This window comes from Verrucosispora sp. WMMD703, from assembly GCF_049178935.1.
In the GTDB taxonomy this organism is placed as follows: domain Bacteria; phylum Actinomycetota; class Actinomycetes; order Mycobacteriales; family Micromonosporaceae; genus Micromonospora; species Micromonospora sediminimaris.
The window spans coordinates 1,684,696-1,701,063 of sequence record NZ_JBMHMM010000004.1 but is presented as its reverse complement, the minus strand read 5'-3'; the positions used below and the strand labels follow the sequence as shown (position 1 = coordinate 1,701,063).

The 16,368-nt window shown below is 72.5% G+C and carries 14 protein-coding genes and 3 tRNA genes; 7 read left to right on the top strand and 10 right to left on the bottom strand.

Features of this window, described 5'->3' with window-relative positions; translation table 11 throughout:
- Positions 1-5: 5 nt before the first annotated feature.
- Entirely contained in the window at positions 6-1,004 is a 999-nt protein-coding gene (locus ACN26Z_RS08460) for an NAD(P)H-dependent glycerol-3-phosphate dehydrogenase (RefSeq protein ID WP_093401731.1), read from the bottom strand.
- 76 nt (positions 1,005-1,080) lie between these two features.
- Positions 1,081-1,818 carry a lysophospholipid acyltransferase family protein gene (locus ACN26Z_RS08455; RefSeq protein ID WP_093401732.1) on the bottom strand — a complete coding sequence of 246 codons (738 nt, stop codon included), beginning with the start codon at positions 1,816-1,818 and terminating at the stop codon, positions 1,081-1,083.
- Positions 1,819-1,947: 129 nt separating this feature from the next.
- Here ACN26Z_RS08455 and cofC point away from each other — a divergent pair, with 129 nt between their 5' ends.
- Genes cofC through ACN26Z_RS08430 form a run of 5 tightly spaced genes read left to right on the top strand, consistent with a single transcriptional unit; the run spans position 1,948 to position 7,606 of the window.
- Positions 1,948-2,589 (top strand): 2-phospho-L-lactate guanylyltransferase, encoded by a 642-nt coding sequence (gene cofC / locus ACN26Z_RS08450; RefSeq protein ID WP_421460576.1) that lies wholly within the window; start codon positions 1,948-1,950, stop codon positions 2,587-2,589.
- A 49-nt stretch (positions 2,590-2,638) separates the two neighbouring features.
- The gene (locus tag ACN26Z_RS08445; RefSeq protein ID WP_093401734.1) at positions 2,639-2,836 is read left to right on the top strand and encodes a cold-shock protein; all 198 of its coding nucleotides are present in this window, start codon (positions 2,639-2,641) and stop codon (positions 2,834-2,836) included.
- 53 nt (positions 2,837-2,889) lie between these two features.
- A complete protein-coding gene (locus tag ACN26Z_RS08440) occupies positions 2,890-5,184 on the top strand; it encodes an RNA degradosome polyphosphate kinase (protein WP_282239715.1) in 2,295 nt (764 codons plus the stop codon).
- Positions 5,185-5,207: 23 nt separating this feature from the next.
- A complete protein-coding gene (locus ACN26Z_RS08435) occupies positions 5,208-6,740 on the top strand; it encodes a CHAD domain-containing protein (RefSeq protein WP_421460574.1) in 1,533 nt (510 codons plus the stop codon).
- Complete coding sequence (locus ACN26Z_RS08430; protein WP_421460573.1) at positions 6,728-7,606, top strand: NUDIX hydrolase; 879 nt, start codon at positions 6,728-6,730, stop codon at positions 7,604-7,606. The genes ACN26Z_RS08435 and ACN26Z_RS08430 overlap by 13 nt, the downstream gene beginning before the upstream one ends.
- A gap of 13 nt (positions 7,607-7,619) precedes the next feature.
- Here ACN26Z_RS08430 and ACN26Z_RS08425 read toward each other — a convergent pair whose 3' ends face one another.
- The 4 genes from ACN26Z_RS08425 to leuC all read right to left on the bottom strand — a co-directional run bounded on the left by ACN26Z_RS08425 (position 7,620) and on the right by leuC (position 12,533).
- On the bottom strand, positions 7,620-9,557 hold the full coding sequence (locus tag ACN26Z_RS08425) for an endonuclease/exonuclease/phosphatase family protein (protein WP_421460571.1): 1,938 nt from the start codon (positions 9,555-9,557) through the stop codon (positions 7,620-7,622).
- Between the two features lie 151 nt (positions 9,558-9,708).
- Positions 9,709-10,314: an HU family DNA-binding protein gene (locus ACN26Z_RS08420; RefSeq protein ID WP_093401739.1), complete on the bottom strand. Its 606-nt coding sequence runs from the start codon at positions 10,312-10,314 to the stop codon at positions 9,709-9,711.
- A 173-nt stretch (positions 10,315-10,487) separates the two neighbouring features.
- Positions 10,488-11,075 carry a 3-isopropylmalate dehydratase small subunit gene (leuD, locus tag ACN26Z_RS08415; protein ID WP_093401740.1) on the bottom strand — a complete coding sequence of 196 codons (588 nt, stop codon included), beginning with the start codon at positions 11,073-11,075 and terminating at the stop codon, positions 10,488-10,490.
- Positions 11,076-11,087: 12 nt separating this feature from the next.
- Positions 11,088-12,533: a 3-isopropylmalate dehydratase large subunit gene (leuC, locus tag ACN26Z_RS08410; protein ID WP_093401741.1), complete on the bottom strand. Its 1,446-nt coding sequence runs from the start codon at positions 12,531-12,533 to the stop codon at positions 11,088-11,090.
- 49 nt (positions 12,534-12,582) lie between these two features.
- Here leuC and ACN26Z_RS08405 point away from each other — a divergent pair, with 49 nt between their 5' ends.
- Positions 12,583-13,269 (top strand): IclR family transcriptional regulator, encoded by a 687-nt coding sequence (locus ACN26Z_RS08405; protein ID WP_013284529.1) that lies wholly within the window; start codon positions 12,583-12,585, stop codon positions 13,267-13,269.
- Between the two features lie 146 nt (positions 13,270-13,415).
- Here the strand turns inward: ACN26Z_RS08405 and ACN26Z_RS08400 are convergent.
- From ACN26Z_RS08400 to ACN26Z_RS08385, 4 genes are all read right to left on the bottom strand, one after another.
- Positions 13,416-13,491 (bottom strand) — tRNA-Glu (locus ACN26Z_RS08400).
- Between the two features lie 189 nt (positions 13,492-13,680).
- A tRNA-Glu gene (locus ACN26Z_RS08395) sits at positions 13,681-13,753 on the bottom strand.
- A gap of 138 nt (positions 13,754-13,891) precedes the next feature.
- A tRNA-Gln gene (locus tag ACN26Z_RS08390) sits at positions 13,892-13,963 on the bottom strand.
- Between the two features lie 96 nt (positions 13,964-14,059).
- A complete protein-coding gene (locus ACN26Z_RS08385; protein WP_421460570.1) occupies positions 14,060-14,863 on the bottom strand; it encodes a fumarylacetoacetate hydrolase family protein in 804 nt (267 codons plus the stop codon).
- 133 nt (positions 14,864-14,996) lie between these two features.
- Here ACN26Z_RS08385 and ACN26Z_RS08380 point away from each other — a divergent pair, with 133 nt between their 5' ends.
- Positions 14,997-16,307 carry a hypothetical protein gene (locus ACN26Z_RS08380; protein ID WP_421460569.1) on the top strand — a complete coding sequence of 437 codons (1,311 nt, stop codon included), beginning with the start codon at positions 14,997-14,999 and terminating at the stop codon, positions 16,305-16,307.
- Positions 16,308-16,368 lie beyond the last annotated feature (61 nt).

Genomic DNA, 16,368 nt, shown 5'->3' with positions numbered 1-16,368 from the left:
GCTGCTCACTCCGGCTTCGTGGTGCGACTCATCAGGGCCTGGACCGCCAGTCGCGGGTCCACCCCCTCGTGGCAGACCAGCTCGACCTGCTCGGTGATCGGCATCTCCACCCCGTGCGCGCGGGCCAGATCCCGGATCGCCAGCGCGCTCTTGACCCCCTCGGCGGTCTGCCGGGTGGCCACCCGCGCCTCCTCCAGGGACGCGCCCCGACCGAGGTGCTCGCCGAAGGTGCGGTTGCGGGCCGACGGCGACGAGCAGGAGGCCACCAGATCACCCATCCCGGCGAGACCCGCGAAGGTGAGCGGATCCGCGCCGAGGGCCACCCCGAGCCGGGCGGTCTCGGCCAGCCCACGGGTGACGAGCATCGCCCGGGTGTTGTGCCCGAAGCCCATCGCGGTGGCGATGCCGTACGCCAGCGCGATCACGTTCTTGACCGCCCCGCCCAGCTCACAGCCGATCACGTCGTCGTTGGTGTACGGGCGGAAGTAGGGCGTGGTGATCGACCGCTGCACCAGGGTGGCCCGGTCGGAATCGGTGCAGGCGACCACGGTGGCAGCGGGTTGCTCCGCGGCGATCTCCGGTGCCAGGTTGGGGCCGGAGACCACCACCACCCGGTCGGCCGCCACCTCGGCGGTCTCGACGATCACCTCGCTCATCCGCTTGGTGGTGCCGAGTTCGATGCCCTTCATCAGCGACACCAGGGTGGCCTCGGGGTGCAGGTGCTCCACCCACTCGGCGAGGTTGCCGCGCAGGGTCTGCGACGGCACCGCGAGCACCACCATCTCGGCGCCCTTGATCGCCTCGACGGGGTCGCCGGTTCCGGTGACCCGCTCCGGCAGCACCACCCCGGGCAGGTACTCCGGATTACGCCGCTCCGCGCGGATCACGTCGGCGATCGACTGTCGCCGCGCCCAGAGCGTCACCTCCCGGCCGGCGTCGGCGAGGATCTTCGCGAACGCCGTACCCCACGATCCCGCCCCCAGCACCGCCACCTGCCCACTCACGCCGCCGCCTCCCTACGGTCGGCGCCGCCGTGAGGCACCACCACACAGCATCGATGATTCACTCGCTTACGCTCGCTCATGCCGCCGTCTCCGGGCGCTGGCGGTCGGGCTGCGGGCGGGTGGCGCGCTGCCACAGCGGCGGTGGTGTCCCGCCCCGGATGTCGGCGAGCATGTCCCGCAGGCGCAGCATGATCACGTCGGTCATCTCCTCCAGCACCTGGCGGCTCGGGGCGGCGCCGGCCCAGCGGCTCAGGTCGATCGGTGGCCCGGCGACCACGGTCACCGGGATCCGGGGACGCAGGTTGATCCGGGCGCGGCGCGGATCGAAGATCCGTTCCGGCCCCCACATCGCCAGCGGCACCACCGGGGCGCCGGTGGCCAGCGCCAGCCGGGCCGCGCCGGTCTTGCCCTTCATCGGCCACAGGTCCGGCTCCCGGCTGGTGGTGCCCTCCGGGTAGATGATCACGGCTCCGCCCTCGTCGAGCGCCTTGACCAGGGCGTCCAGCGACTTCACCGCGTCGACCGAGCCCCGCTCGACCGGAATCTGCTTACACCGGTGCAGGATCCAGCCGATCACCGGCACCTTGAACACGCTCGCCTTGCCGAGGAACTGCGGCCACCGCCCGGCGTCGTAGACGAAGTGCGCGGAGACCAGCGGATCGGCGTGCGAGATGTGGTTCGGCACGATGATCACGGGACCGTCCTGGTCCAGGTGCTCCATGCCCCGCCAGGTACGCCGGGTCCAGACGGTCATCACCGGCTTCACCAGCACCACGGCGAACCATTGCCAGAATCCCAGCCTCCGCCGACCCACCGTGCCTCCTCGTGCCCGCCCCGACCCGCCCACCGGAGAAGCCCGGTGAGGTCCGCAGCCGAAATCATGCCTGCTCGCCCCGGGTACGGCCAGTGAGGGTACCGCCGCCCGGCTGGCAGGATGGCAGGTGTGACACAGCCCTGGACGGTGGTGGTGCCGGTCAAACGCCTGGCAGCCGCGAAGACCCGGCTGCGTGGCGGGCTGCCGGGCGTACCCCATCAGGATCTGGCCCTGGCGCTGGCCGCCGATACGCTGGCCGCGGTGCGGGCCTGCCCCGGGGTGGCCGAGATCGTGGTGGTCACCGACGACGCCCAGGTCGCCGGCACGGCCCGGTCCAGTGGTGCCCGGGTCTTGCCGGACGTCGCGGACGCCGGGCTCAACGCCGCGTTCCGGCACGGCGTGGCGGAGGTCGCCGGCTGGGTGGCCGGACTCACCGCCGATCTGCCCGCCCTGCGGCCGGCCGAGCTGGCGGCGGCGCTGCACGCAGCGCTGACCGGCCCGCCGGGGACACGTCGGTTCGTGGCCGACACGCCGGGCACCGGCACCGTGCTGCTGGCCGCCCCGCCGGGCGTACCCCTGGATCCGCGCTTCGGAGCCGGCTCGGCCGCCGCGCACGCGGCCAGCGGCGCCCGCCCGCTCACCGGCGACTGGCCGAGTCTGCGGCGCGACGTGGACACCGCCGACGACCTGGCCGCCGCGGCGCGGCTCGGGCTGGGTCCGCGCACCGCGGCGCTGACCGCCGGCTGTTTCACCGAATCCTTCTCGACCTGACGGCGCGGGCGTTCACGCACCGCGCCCCACGGTTCGGTACGGTGCTGGCATGCAGGGCACGGTGGCGACCTTCGACGCGGCGACCCGCAGCGGGCTGCTGCTGCTGGACGACGGCACCGAGCTGCCCTTCCCGGCCCGGGCATTCGACGCCTCCGGGCTGCGCCTGCTCCGCCTCGGCCAGCGGGTCCGCGTGGAGACCGACGCCGCCGGCGACGTCGTACGCGTGACACTGCCGACGATGTCCTGACAACCCGCCGCAAGTTCATTTTGCGTTAACCGAGTTCGGGTGATTATGGGCGGGTGAGCACCCCTCGCGAACGCCACCCCAGCCCCGCCGCCACCGACGACACCACCAGCCGCAACGGAGGTCGCCCCCGGGGGACCGACGGGCGGTTCCGGAGCACCCGCCCGGTCCCCGACGACGCCCCGGCCAACGACCCGGCGGCGGCCTCCGCCGGGCTGGAGGAGGTGCTGGACCCGGTCTCGGAACCGGGCCTGCCGCAGTCCGCCGACGACCCGACGCCGACCCATCCGCTGCCGGAGGACCGGTTCCTCAACCGGGAGCTGTCCTGGCTCGACTTCAACGCCCGGGTGCTCGACCTGGCCGAGGACCAGAACAACCCGCTGCTGGAAAGGGCCAAGTTCCTGGCCATCTTCGCCAGCAACCTCGACGAGTTCTACATGGTGCGGGTGGCCGGGCTGAAACGCCGGCTCTCCGCCGGCCTACCGGTGCGGGGCGGCGACGGGCTGCCCCTGCGTACCCAATTGGCGCTGATCTCCGAGAAGGCCGCCGCGCTGGTGGCCCGGCAGGCCGCCTGTTACGTCGACGACCTGGTGCCCAGGCTCGCCGCCGAGGACATCCGGGTGCTGCGCTGGTCCGACCTCGGCGATGCCGAGCGGGAACGGCTGCGCACCTACTTCCGGGAGAAGATCTTCCCGGTGCTCACGCCGCTGGCGGTCGACCCGGCCCACCCGTTCCCGTACATCTCGGGCCGGTCGCTCAACCTGGCTGTCGCGGTACGCGATCCGGACGGCGGGCCGGAGCTGTTCGCCCGGGTGAAGGTGCCCAACAACGTGCCTCGGTTCGTCCGGGTCGACCGGGACCAGGCCGGGGTCCGCATGCTGCCGGTGGAAGACCTCATCTCGGTGCACCTCGGTCAGCTCTTCTCCGGCATGCAGGTGGTCGAGTGCCACCTGTTCCGGGTCACCCGCAACGCCGAGGTCGAGGTCGACGAGGACCGGGACGAGGACCTGCTCCAGGCGCTGGAGCGGGAACTGGCCCGCCGCCGGTTCGGCCCGCCGGTGCGACTGGAGGTGGCCGCCTCGATCTCCGACCACATGTTGGAACTGCTCGTCCGGGAACTGGACATGGACGCCCAGGACGTGCTGCGGGTCCGGGGCCTGCTGGATCTCTCCGCGCTGTGGCAGCTGTACGGCGAGGCCGACCGGCCCGACCTGAAGGACCCGCCGTTCGTCCCGGCCACTCATCCGCGGCTCGCCGAGGGCGAGGTGCCGCGCAGCGTCTTCGCCACCCTGCGCGACGGCGACGTGCTGGTGCATCATCCGTACCACTCCTTCGCGACAAGCGTGCAACGCTTCATCGAGCAGGCCGCCGCCGACCCGAACGTGCTGGCCATCAAGCAGACGCTCTACCGCACCAGCGGCGACTCACCGATCGTGGACGCGCTTGTCGACGCCGCCGCCGCCGGCAAGCAGGTGGTGGTGCTCGTCGAGTTGAAGGCCCGCTTCGACGAGGTGGCGAACATCGGGTGGGCCCGCACCCTGGAACGGGCCGGCTGCCACGTGGTGTACGGCCTGGTCGGTCTGAAGACCCACTGCAAGACCGCCCTGGTGGTACGCCAGGAGGGCAACCAGATCCGCCGTTACTGCCACATCGGCACCGGCAACTACCACCCGAAGACCGCCCGGCTCTACGAGGACTTCGGCATGCTCACCGCCGACCCGGAGATCGGTGCCGACCTGACCGACCTGTTCAACGTGCTCACCGGGTACAGCCGGCAGACCGCGTACCGGCGGCTGCTGGTGGCACCGCAGGGCATTCGCAGCGGCCTGATCGAGCGGATCGAACGGGAGATCAACCACGTCCGGCTGGGCATGCCGGGGCTCGTCCAGTTCAAGGTCAACTCGCTCGTCGACGAGGAGATCACCGACGCGCTGTACCGGGCCTCCCAGGCCGGCGTGCACGTCGACCTGATCATCCGTGGCATGTGCACGTTGCGACCGGGGGTACCCGGGCTGTCGGAGAACATCCGGGTGCGCTCGATCCTCGGCCGCTTCCTGGAACACTCGCGGGTCTTCCGCTTCGGCAACAACGGCGACGCGGAGTTCTGGATCGGCTCCGCCGATCTGATGCACCGCAACCTGGATCGGCGGGTCGAGGCACTGGTCCAGGTCACCGACCCGGTGGCCCGGGCCGAGCTGGACCATGTGCTCGGTGCCGCGATGAGCCCGGACGTGGACGCGTTCGAGCTGGCCGGCGACGGCACCTGGAGCCGCCGGACGGGCCGGCCGGAGGCGCCCCTGAGCCACCTTCAGCACCTGCTGCTGCGTCGCGTCGGCAGCACGGCCGGCTGACCGGATCGGAATAGGCTGGGCAGATGGTCGAGGAGGAGCGGAAGTTCGCGGTGGAGACCGGGTGGCTGCTGCCCGACCTCTCCCCCGCCGTGCCGGCCTCGGGGAGCGTCCGGGCGCTGGCACCGGCGACTCTCGTCGCCACCTACCACGACACCGTGGATCTCCGGCTGGCCCGGGCGGGCGTCTCGCTGCGGTACCGCGAGGGTGACGAGGTGCCGTGGACGGTGAAGTTGCCCACCGGCAGCCCCGGCCTCCGCCACGAGATCTCCCGCCCGGGCGCCGCCGACGCGATGCCGGCGGAGCTGGTCGAACTGGTCACGGTGTACCACCGGGGCGCCGCGCTGACCCCGGCGGCGGTGGTGCGTACCGTCCGGCACGCTCAGGAGATCGTCGACGAGACGGGCCTGGTGCTGGTCGAGGTCGTCGACGACCAGGTCACCGTGCTGGACGCCGAGGGTGCCACCACAGGTGCCTTCCGCGAGGTGGAGGTCGAGCGCAAGGCCGGTGACACGGCACTGCTCGACCGGCTCAGCGAGCTGCTAAATGCTGCCGGAGCCCAGGGTGGCGACTTCACTCCCAAGCACGTACGCGCGCTCGGCCGGGCGGCCACCGCCGAACCGGACCTGGTGGCTCCGGACGAGCTGCCGGCCGATCCGAGCGCCGCGGCGGTGGTAACCGAGGCGGTACGCCGCGAGGTGGCCCGGCTGTTGGCGCACGACCCGCTGGTCCGGCTGCGTGCACCGGTCGGCGACGACGACACCGCCGTGCATCAGATGCGAGTGGCCTGCCGGCGGTTGCGCAGCGACCTGAAGACCTTCGGGCCGCTGGTCCGCCCCGCGTGGGCCCGGCCGCTGCGTACCGAGTTGAAGTGGCTGGCGGATGCCCTGGGGCCGGCCCGGGACGCGGAGGTGCTGCGGGAGCGGTTGCGTCGCACCGCCGCCGCCGACCCGGTCAGCCCGGTGGATCCGGCGGCGGTCGACCGGCTGGACGCCGTGCTCGCCGGCTGGCAGGAGGAGGCGCTGACCGGGGTCGACGAGGCGCTGCGCTCGCCCCGGTACCTCGCCCTGATCGACGCGCTGGTGCTGGCGGCCCGGTCGCCGCGACTCACACCCCGGTCGGACGCACCGGCCCGGCGGGTGCTGCCTCGAATCGTGGCCCGTCCGTGGCGACGGCTGGCCGGCACGACGAAGAAGCCCGGCGGCGTCGCGATGTTGCATCCGGCCGGGCCCGACGAGCAGTGGCACACCGTACGCAAGCAGGGCAAGCAGGCCCGCTCGGCGGTGACGGCGGTGGCACCGGTGCTCGGCGGGGACGCGGCGAAGCTGGCCCGGGCGTTGACGAAGGTGCAGAACCTGCTCGGTGAGCACCAGGACGCGGCGGTGGCCGCCGAGACCTGGCGGGCGGTGGCCGAGGCTCGGCCCGACGACCATCAGTTGGCGGTGGCCGCGGGCCGGCTGCTGGAACGCGAGCGGGCGGCCGTGCGGCGGGCACGCGCCGACTTCCCGTACGCCTGGCGGCGAGCCAGCCGGCGACGCCGGACCCGGTGGCTGGCGTGACCGCGATCCGGGCGGCCGGCGGCGTGGTGTGGCGACCGGCGGGGGTCGACCGCGTCGAGGTGTGCCTGGTGCACCGGCCCCGGTACGGGGACTGGACGCTACCGAAGGGCAAGCTGGAGCCGGGCGAGCATCCGTTGCTCGCCGCCGCCCGGGAGGTTGCCGAGGAGGCCGACGCGCAGGCCGCGCCGCAGCTACGGCTGCCATCGGTGCGGTACCGCAGCGAAGGCCGACTCAAGGTGGTCGACTACTGGTCGATGCGGGCGGTGGGCACTGGCGGATTCCAGCCGGACACCGAGGTCGACGAGGTCCGTTGGCTGACTGTGGACGACGCGATGACCCTGGTGAGCTATCCGCACGACGTGGAGGTGCTGGCCGCGTTCGCGGCGCTGCCGCCGGTCACCGCGGCCCTGGTGCTGGTGCGGCACGGCCACGCCGGCAAGCGGCTGGCCTGGCCCGGCCCGGACACCGGGCGGCCGCTGGACGCCCGTGGCTGGTCCGAGGCGCAGGCGTTGGCACCGCTGATCGGGCTGGTCCGCCCGGCACGGCTGCTCTCCGCGTCGCCTCGCCGGTGCGTGCAGACTCTCGACCCGGCCGCAGCGTTGCTGGATCTGCCGATCGAGGTCTGCGGCGACCTGGACGAGCCGAGCACCGGCCAGCAGCCCGACGAGTGCGTGCTGGCCGCCGCCGCACGCCTGGCGGCGCTGGCCGCCGCCGGGGAACCGGCGGCGGTGTGCAGTCAGGGCAAGGTGATTCCCGGCGCGCTGGAGCGGTTGGCCGGGCGGTGCGGCGACTGGACCACCGGCAAGGGCGGCGGTTGGCTGCTCGCCTTCACCGGTGACCGTCTCGTCGGCGCCGACCGCCTCTGACCGGCTGCCTCTCTCAGCGGTCGGGCAGGGTGAGGGTGACGGCGACCGGCAGGTGATCGCTGGCGGTGCCCGGCACCGCTGCCGCGTCGGCCGCGGTCAGGTCGGGTGAGACGAAGACGTGGTCGATCTGCTCGTGCGGATCGTCCGCCGGGCTGGTCGGCAGCGGGCGGGCGGCGGCGAGCGCGTCGACCAGGCCGGCGCTGGTGAAGGCGGTGAAAGCCGGATCGCCCGGCTCGGTGTTGAGGTCACCGGCGACCACCAGCGGCGCGCCGTCGGCGTACCCGGTGGCGAAGTCCGCGACGGCACGGGCCTGGACCACCGGGTCCGCACCGGGCGGCGGTTGCAGGTGGGTGCTCACCACGGCCAGGCGTACGCCGGCACTGAGGTCGACGGTGACGCCGAGCGCCTGTGCCCCGGTGGGCGCGCCCACCGCCGGCAGCGGACGGGTACGCGCCCGTTGCACCGGCCAGCGACTGAGCACCGCGTCCCCCCACAGCGGGTCGGCGGCGGGCGCGAAGACGTAGGGCATCCCCAGCCGGGCGGCGAGCAGGCCCAGCGTGTCGTGGCCACCGTTGAGCAGCCAACCCCGGTCGACCTCGCTGAGCACCACCACGTCGGCGCGACCGACCGCCCGGTCCAGGGCGGTGAGGTCGAGGCGGCCGTCGAGGCCGAAGCCCATCCGGATGTTGTACGCCACCAGCCGCACCCGCTCCGGCGGCCCGCCCCGGTTGCTGGCCACCAGCCACGGCCCGTGCAGCCAGGCGGCGGCGAGGGCGACGACGGCGGCCAGCACCGCGAGCCGCCGCTGGGGAAGCCCTGGCGCGGGTTCCCCCGGCGATGGCCGGTGCCCGCCGGACGCGGTCACGCCGCGCATCGCGACCACCCCGGTCAGGGCGGCCACCACGGCCGGCACCCACTCGTTGGGATAGCCGAGGTCGTAGGCGGCGTAGTACACCAGCGCGGCGACGGCGAAGACGAGCATCCCGCCCACCACCGCGTACGCCGGGCCCGTGCCGGTCCGGACGGCCCGCTGCGACGACGGTCCGTCAGCGGCCAGGCCGAGGCAGCCGCCCAGCCCCGCCGCGCTGGCCAGGATGGCGAAGGTGAGCAGCGTCGGCGGGCCGTAGCCGAACAGCAGAGCCCCGGCGAGCAGCAGCACCGGTGGCACCGCCCGCCACCGTGGGCGCACCGGAGTCAGCGCACCGAGCAGGAACAGTGGTGCCGCGACACCCAGCGGCGCCAACGCGAACGGTGGTGGCGCGGCGGTGCCGGCCTCGCCGTACCAGTAGGACATGGCGCTGATCGCGACCGCGGGTGACAGCGCCACCATGCCGCCGAGCAGCAGCGCCGGCCCGACGAGCAGCCAGGCCCGGCGGTTCGGCGGGGCATGGTCGTCGACCGGCGGGCCGGCACCGTCGACCGGCAGCGTGGCGCTGCGGCCGCGGCCGAGCGCCGTCTCGGTGGCCAGCAGCGCGGCCACCACCGCCACGCTGGCCACCCACGCCGGCCATCGCTCCCACCACACCAGGTCGTACGTGCCGAGCAGGGCGTGGCCCAGCGCGCTCGCGGTCAGCCCCAGCACCAGCCCGGGTAGCGGGTGCGCGACCCGGGCGGCGGTGGCGGCCAGCCAGACCAGACCGGCGAACAGACCGGCGCTGGCCAGCCACAGTTGGGCCCGGCCACCCGGCGCGGCGGTGAGGGCGAGCCGGGCGGCACCGAGCACCAGCGCCGCAGTCACACCGACGGTGGCCGGGCCGACCCGCGCGACGAGGGCCGGCGCGGCGAGCGCCAGCACGAACCAGCCGACGGCGAATGCCCCGAGCAGCTCGGCCGGGGTCGAGGCGGCCTGACCGAAGATGGTGATGACCGAGGGCAGGAAGACCCGCAGCACGTCGGTCAGGACGACGATTCCCAGGGCCAGGGCGGCGGTGCCGAGACGACGCTGACTCAACGCGGTTCTCTTTCCGGCGAGGGGTGGTGCGGCGATTCTGCTGGCCGGGTCCCGGGCCGGTCAACGGTTCCCCACCGTGGCGGTGGACCGTCGGGGTGGACATGGCGAGGGCGCCCACCGTGTCGGCGGGCGCCCTCGTCGTACGACCGGCTCAGCGCCGGGTCGCAGCCTTCCTGGCCGGCGCCTTCTTCGCCGGTGCCTTCTTGGCCGCCGCGGTCTTGCGGGCCGCCGTCGCCTTGGTCGCCGCGGCGGTCTTCTTCGCCGGGGCGGCCTTCTTGGTGGCAGCCTTCTTCGCCGGAGCGGCCTTCGCGGTCGTCTTGGTCGCGGTGGTCTTCTTGGCCGCCGCGGTCTTGCTCGCCGTGGTCTTCTTGGCGGCGGTGCTCTTCGCCGCGGTCGTCTTCTTCGCCGCGGTCGCCTTGGCACCGGTGGCCTTGGCGGTGGCTCCGGCGGTCTTCTTCGCCGCAGCCGTGGCCTTCGGCACCTTGCCGCTGGCCACCATCTCCTTGAACCCGGCGCCGGGGCGGAACGTCGGCACCGAGGTCTTCTTGACCTTCACTGCCTCCCCCGTACGCGGGTTGCGGGCTGTTCGCGCGCCCCGTACACGCTTCTCGAACGCTCCGAAACCGGTGATCGCCACCTTCTCGCCCTTGGTGACCGCCGCCTGGACCTCAGCGAGGACCGCGTCGAGCGCGGCCGTCGCCGTTTTCCGGTCCCCCAGGCGAACGGCGAGCGCCTCGATGAGCTCGGCCTTGTTCACGACTTCCTCCTGATTGTGCAACTGACTCGACGCGAGCCATTCTGCGCGCACGGTATGCCCTGTGCTGGCGGGACACAAACATTCGGCGGAAAAAAGCCCTTGTGTCGTAACGGATTCGCCCCCACCGGTGGCACCGGTGGGGGCGAAATCGGCTCCGGATCGGGGCGTTCGGGCTACGCGACCCGGGGCAGGAAGGCCGGTCGGTCGGCCTCGAAGGCGCTGATCCGGTCCTCGTGGCGGAGGGTGAGTCCAATGTCGTCCAAGCCCTCCATAAGCCGCCACCGGCTGAAGTCGTCGAGCGGGAACGACCAGGTTGCGGTGTCGACCCGCACCTCGCGAGCGGTCAGGTCGACGACCACCGGGGTGGTGGGATTCTCCTCGACCAGGCTCCAGATTTCTTCGACGGCTTTCAATTCCAGCTCTACCGGAAGCAGCCCTTCCTTCAGGGCGTTGCCGCGGAAGATGTCACCGAAGCGCGGCGAGATCACCACTCGGAAGCCGTAGTCACGCAACGCCCACACGGCGTGCTCCCGCGATGACCCGGTGCCGAACTCGGGACCGGCCACCAGAATCGACGCTCCCGAATAAGCTTGATCGTTGAGCACGAATGCCGGATCCTCGCGCCACGCGCTGAACAGCCCGTCGGCGAATCCGGTCCGGGTCACCCGCTTGAGGTACACGGCGGGGATGATCTGGTCAGTGTCCACGTCGGACCGCCGCAGCGGCAGGGCGGTACCGGTGTGCACGGTGAACTTGTCCATGTCGCAGCCCTTCTACAGGTCGGCGGGAGCGGCCAGCCGGCCGACGACGGCGGTGGCGGCGGCCACCGGCGGGCTGACCAGGTGGGTACGCCCACCCCGGCCCTGGCGGCCCTCGAAGTTCCGGTTGGAGGTCGAGGCGGCGCGCTGCCCCGGCGAGAGCGTGTCCGGGTTCATGCCCAGACACATGGAGCAGCCGGCGAAGCGCCATTCGGCACCGGCGTCGGTGAAGACCTTGTCCAGCCCCTCCGCCTCGGCGGCCTCCCGCACCGCGGCCGAGCCGGGTACCACGAGCATGCGTACCCCGTCAGCCACCCGGTGGCCGCGCAGCACGTCGGCGGCGGCGCGGAGATCCTCCAGGCGCCCGTTGGTGCACGAACCGACGAAGACCACGTCGACGGGGAGGTCCCGCAGCGCGGTGCCGGGGCGCAGGTCCATGTACGCCAGGGCGCGACGGGCGGCGGCCCGCTCCGGCTCGGTGACGAACTCCTCCGGATCCGGTACGACCGCGCCCAGCGGTGCGCCCTGCCCGGGGTTGGTGCCCCAGGTGACGAACGGCGTGATCTCGGCGGCGTCCAGCGTCACCTCCGAGTCGAAGGTCGCGCCCTCGTCGGTGGGCAGCGTCCGCCAGTACTCCAGCGCCGCGTCCCAGTCGGCGCCGCTGGGTGCGTTGGGGCGCCCCTTCAGGTACGCGAAGGTGGTCTCGTCCGGCGCGATCATGCCGGCCTTGGCGCCCCACTCGATGGACATGTTGGCGATCGTCATCCGTCCCTCCATGGACAGCGCCCGGATCGCCTCACCCCGGTACTCCACGATGTGCCCGCGCCCGCCGCCGGTGCCGACCTTGGCGATCAGGGCGAGCACCAGGTCCTTGGCGGTGACGCCGGGGCCGAGCTGACCGTCGACGGTGACCGCCATCGTCTTCGGTCGGGCCTGCGGCAGCGTCTGGGTGGCCAGCACGTGCTCGACCTCGCTGGTGCCGATGCCGAACGCCAGGGCACCGAACGCGCCGTGCGTGGCAGTGTGCGAGTCGCCGCAGACGATTGTCATGCCGGGCTGGGTGAGGCCGAGCTGCGGACCGATGACGTGCACGATGCCCTGGTTGGCGTCGCCGAGCGGGTGCAGCCGTACGCCGAACTCGGCGCAGTTGCGTCGCAGCGTCTCGATCTGGGTGCGGGAGGTGGGGTCGGCGATGGTGAGCAGGTCGCCACGGCGCTGCTGGAACGAGGGATCGGCGTACCCGGTCGGGGTGTTGTGATCCTCGGTGGCCAGCGTGAGGTCGGTACGCCGCACCCGGCGGCCGGCCATGCGCAGGCCGTCGAACGCCTGCGGACTGGTCACCTCGTGCAGCAGGTGCAGGTCGATGAAGAGCAGATCGGGCTCACCATCGGCGGACCGGACGACGTGTGCGTCCCAGACCTTCTCGGCCAGGGTCCTCGGCTCAGGAGTGACTCCCACCATCTGGACATCCTAAATTCTGGGAGGTAAATTTCGGCTTGTGGGACACAGTATGAGCGGTGTCGGCGTTCTCGACAAGGCGGTGGTCATCCTGGCCGCCTGTGTCGACGGCGCCAGCCTGGCCGAACTCGTTGAACGCACCAAGCTGCCCCGAGCCACCGCACACCGGCTGGCCCAGGCGCTGGAGATCCACCGGATGCTGGTCCGGGACACACAGGGTCGCTGGCGTCCCGGTCCACGCCTGGGTGAGCTGGCCAACGCGGCGCCGGATGTGCTGCTGACCGCGGCCGAGCCGTTGCTGGCCGCGCTGCGGGACGCCACCGGCGAGAGCGCCCAGCTCTACCTGCGCCGGGCGGACGAGCGGATCTGCGTGGCCGCAGCTGAGCGGGCCAGTGGGCTGCGCGACACGGTGCCGGTCGGCTCGGTGCTGCCGATGACCGCCGGATCGGCGGCGCAGATCCTGCTCGCCTGGGAGCCGCCCGAGGCGGTGATGCCGCTGCTGCCCCGGTCGAAGTTCACCGGCCGCACCCTCGCCGAGGTACGCCGCCGAGGCTGGGCGCAGAGCGTCGCCGAACGCGAGGCAGGTGTGGCGAGCGTCTCGGCCCCGATCCGCGACCGCACCGGCCGGGTGATTGCCGCCATCTCCATCTCCGGCCCCATCGAGCGCCTCGGCCGCCGCCCCGGCGAACGCCACGCCATGGCCGTCGTCCGAGCCGGCCAACGCCTCTCCGGCCTCTGACCCCGTCGATCCCGTTGACCCCGTCGATCCCGCCAACCCTGTCGATCCCGTTGATCAAGAAGTTTTGGTCGCCGCCACGCGGAGTCCAGGGCGCAAACTTCTTGGTCAACTCCGCAAGGCGGGTGGGTGGGTGGTGGGTGGGTGTGTGGTAGCCCCGACCGGATTCGAACCGGCGCTACCGCCTTGAGAGGGCGGCGTCCTGGGCCGCTAGACGACGGGGCCAGGGACTTTCCTGATTCACCAGCCCTGGTGGGCGGTGCGGCAGTAGTCTAGCCGCGCCGTCGCAGCCGGCCCGACAGGGGGTGGCGCGTCGGCGGGATCACGCCGATCAGGCTGCCCCACGAAAGCGGAACGGCTTGCAGAAAGCGAAACGGCCCGCTCCGCAGCAGCGGAACGAGCCGTGAACACCTGTAGCCCCGACCGGATTCGAACCGGCGCTACCGCCTTGAGAGGGCGGCGTCCTGGGCCGCTAGACGACGGGGCCAGAACACATCGCGGCACCACCCTTTCGGGCGGTGCCGCCGAACTCTACCAGATCTCGCTACCGGAGCCCCTCGCGGTGCATCGGTGCCGAACTCCACCAGAATCCAGCGGCCTCGATTCGTGACGAATCTCGGCTGCGCTGGGGTACCAGGACTCGAACCTAGACTAACTGAACCAGAATCAGTCGGGCTGCCAATTACCCCATACCCCATTGGCCCCTTGCGGCGCCGGGAACAAACTCTACCCTCCCGGCACCGACAGGCCAAATCGACTTCCCCAAACCGCTCCTGAGCTGCCAAAACGGCGATCAGGCCGTCGACACGACCGGGTTCGTAAGCTCACCGATCCCCTCGATCCGGACGCTCACCGTATCCCCGTCGACGAGCGGGCTAACCCCCGCCGGAGTACCGGTCAACACGACGTCGCCGGGTAGCAGCGTCATCACGTGTGAGACGTACGACACCAGAGCCGGCGCGTCGAAGACCATGTCCCCGGTACGGCCCAGCTGCCGTACCTCCATTTCCTCCGGGTCGCGACCTACCTCGCAGCGGATCTCCAGGTCGGTGACGTCCAGCCCGGTGGTGATCCACGGCCCGATCGGGCAGAACGAGTCGAACCCCTTGGCCCGGGTCCACTGGCTGTCGGAGCGCTGGAGGTCCCGAGCGGTGACGTCGTTGGCGCAGGTGTAGCCGAAGATGGCCCGCTCCGCCGCGGCCCGGTCCGCCCGGCGGGCGCCCGGCGCGCCGATCACCACCGCCAGCTCGGCCTCGTGCTCGACCTGCTTGCTGAACTCCGGTAGCCGGATCGCGTCCCGGGGACCGATGACCGAGGTCGAGGGCTTCAGGAACAACAACGGCTCCTTCGGCACCTCCGCGCCGTGTTCGGCGGCGTGCTCGGCGTAGTTGCGGCCGACACAGACCACCTTGCTGGGCAGGATCGGCGAGAGCAGCCGGACGTCGGACAACGCCCAGCGGACCCCGCTGAACGTGATCTGGCCGAACGGGTGGCCGGAGATCTCGGCGATGGTGAGCCCCTGCGGACCCGCCTCCGGCTCTCCCTCGACGACGCCGAACGACATTCCCTTGGCATGAGCGAAACGAGCGATACGCACCAGGCCAATGTAGTGCGGCCGGCGGACGATCGCCGAAGCTTACCCGCGCCGCCCACCCCCGGGGCCGGATTCGCCGCTTCGTACCCACACGACGCGCGCCCGCACCTAGCGTCGGCTGCGGAGGTTCGTTCGTATGCCTGCATCGACACGACACCACAAGACCCTCGCCGCGATCGTGCACTGCGTCGGTCTGCTGACCGCGCTGCCGGTGCTGCCGACCGCCACCGCTCCGGACACACCGGCGGCCACCGCCCCGCACGCTGCACCGGCCGGGCGGCTCCAGCCCGCAGCGGCTGCACCCGACCCCAGCATGCCGGCCGCACCACCAGCGGTACCGACGCCGACCCGGGTGGTTTCGCCGGCCGCCAGGCCGAAGGTGAGCGTACGGGTCGCACCGGAGCGCAGCGCCGCGCCCGGGTACCGGATCGAGGTCCGTAACGCCGGCAAGACCCCGGTGGAGACGACCGTCCGTCAGGAACTCCCCGAGGGCGTCTCGGCGACGACGGTCAGCGACGGAGGTCGGGTGCTACGCCCCGGCGGGTCGCCGGCCACCGAGGTGACCTGGCGGTTGAAGCTGCCGCCGGACAGCACCACCACGCTGGGCACCACGCTCACCACGACCGGATCCCGACAGCCGGTGACCGCACCGACGTGCGCCTTCGCCAGCGACGGCCGGCAGCCGTACGACTGCGCGAGCGCCACCTGGACGGCGCCGGGGATGGCGGCGTCGCAGTCGCAGGAGGCCACGGGCTGGCGTCGGCAGGCACCCGCGCTACTGGCCGCCGGGGCCGCGCTGCTGGTGCTGGGCATGGTGGCACTGCTCACCTGGCGACACCGCCGACGGCCGGTGGCCGCGGCACTGGCCTCGGACGGGCCGGGCACCATCTATCCGCGCCCGGCCGCTCCCCGACCGCCGGCCCGGCGCCGCAAGCCACCGGTCTGGATCGTGGTGCCGGTGGCCGCGATCGTGCTGGCCGGCACGGTCGGCGCCGCCGCGTGGTCCGCCACCCGCCGGGTCACCGCGATCGACACGGACGGTCAGCCGACCAGCGGCGCCTGGAAGGGCACCGGGGTCGCCGGGAGCCTGGGTATGCCGCTGCGCGAGGACGCGTTCGAGTTCACCGTCTACCGGATGACCTGCGAACCGGGCCGGGGCGCACGGCAGTGTCAGGCGACCGTCGGGGTCCGCAACCTCACCCCGGAGCATCAGAGCTGGCACGGGAAGTTGCAGCGGGCGTACCTGGCGAACGGCAACTGGGTCACCACCGACGAGCCGGCCACCCGCCGCGCGAACCAGGGACGCGACGTGTTCGCCGACCCGGTGGCCGCCGGCAGCCGGGTGGTGCTGCCGCTGGTCTTCACGATCAACGGGCGGGAGGCGCCGCAGCGGCTGGAGCTGCGCAGCGGCGTCTTCTCCGCCGGTGTCCGGGTCGACGTGCCCTGACCCGGACACCGGACGGCGGTCGTACCCTTGGTGCCGTGACCGCCGTGCCCGCCCCCGCCCC

What these genes read in the sequence shown, in the direction of transcription:
- ACN26Z_RS08445 (WP_093401734.1), top strand. Translation starts at nt 2,639, where the DNA reads ATGCAGGGCACGGTGGCGACCTTCGACGCGGCGACCCGCAGCGGGCTG.
- ACN26Z_RS08435 (WP_421460574.1), top strand. Translation starts at nt 5,208, where the DNA reads ATGGTCGAGGAGGAGCGGAAGTTCGCGGTGGAGACCGGGTGGCTGCTG.
- leuD (WP_093401740.1), bottom strand. Translation starts at nt 11,075, where the DNA reads ATGGACAAGTTCACCGTGCACACCGGTACCGCCCTGCCGCTGCGGCGG.
- leuC (WP_093401741.1), bottom strand. Translation starts at nt 12,533, where the DNA reads ATGGTGGGAGTCACTCCTGAGCCGAGGACCCTGGCCGAGAAGGTCTGG.
- ACN26Z_RS08405 (WP_013284529.1), top strand. Translation starts at nt 12,583, where the DNA reads ATGAGCGGTGTCGGCGTTCTCGACAAGGCGGTGGTCATCCTGGCCGCC.
- ACN26Z_RS08380 (WP_421460569.1), top strand. Translation starts at nt 14,997, where the DNA reads ATGCCTGCATCGACACGACACCACAAGACCCTCGCCGCGATCGTGCAC.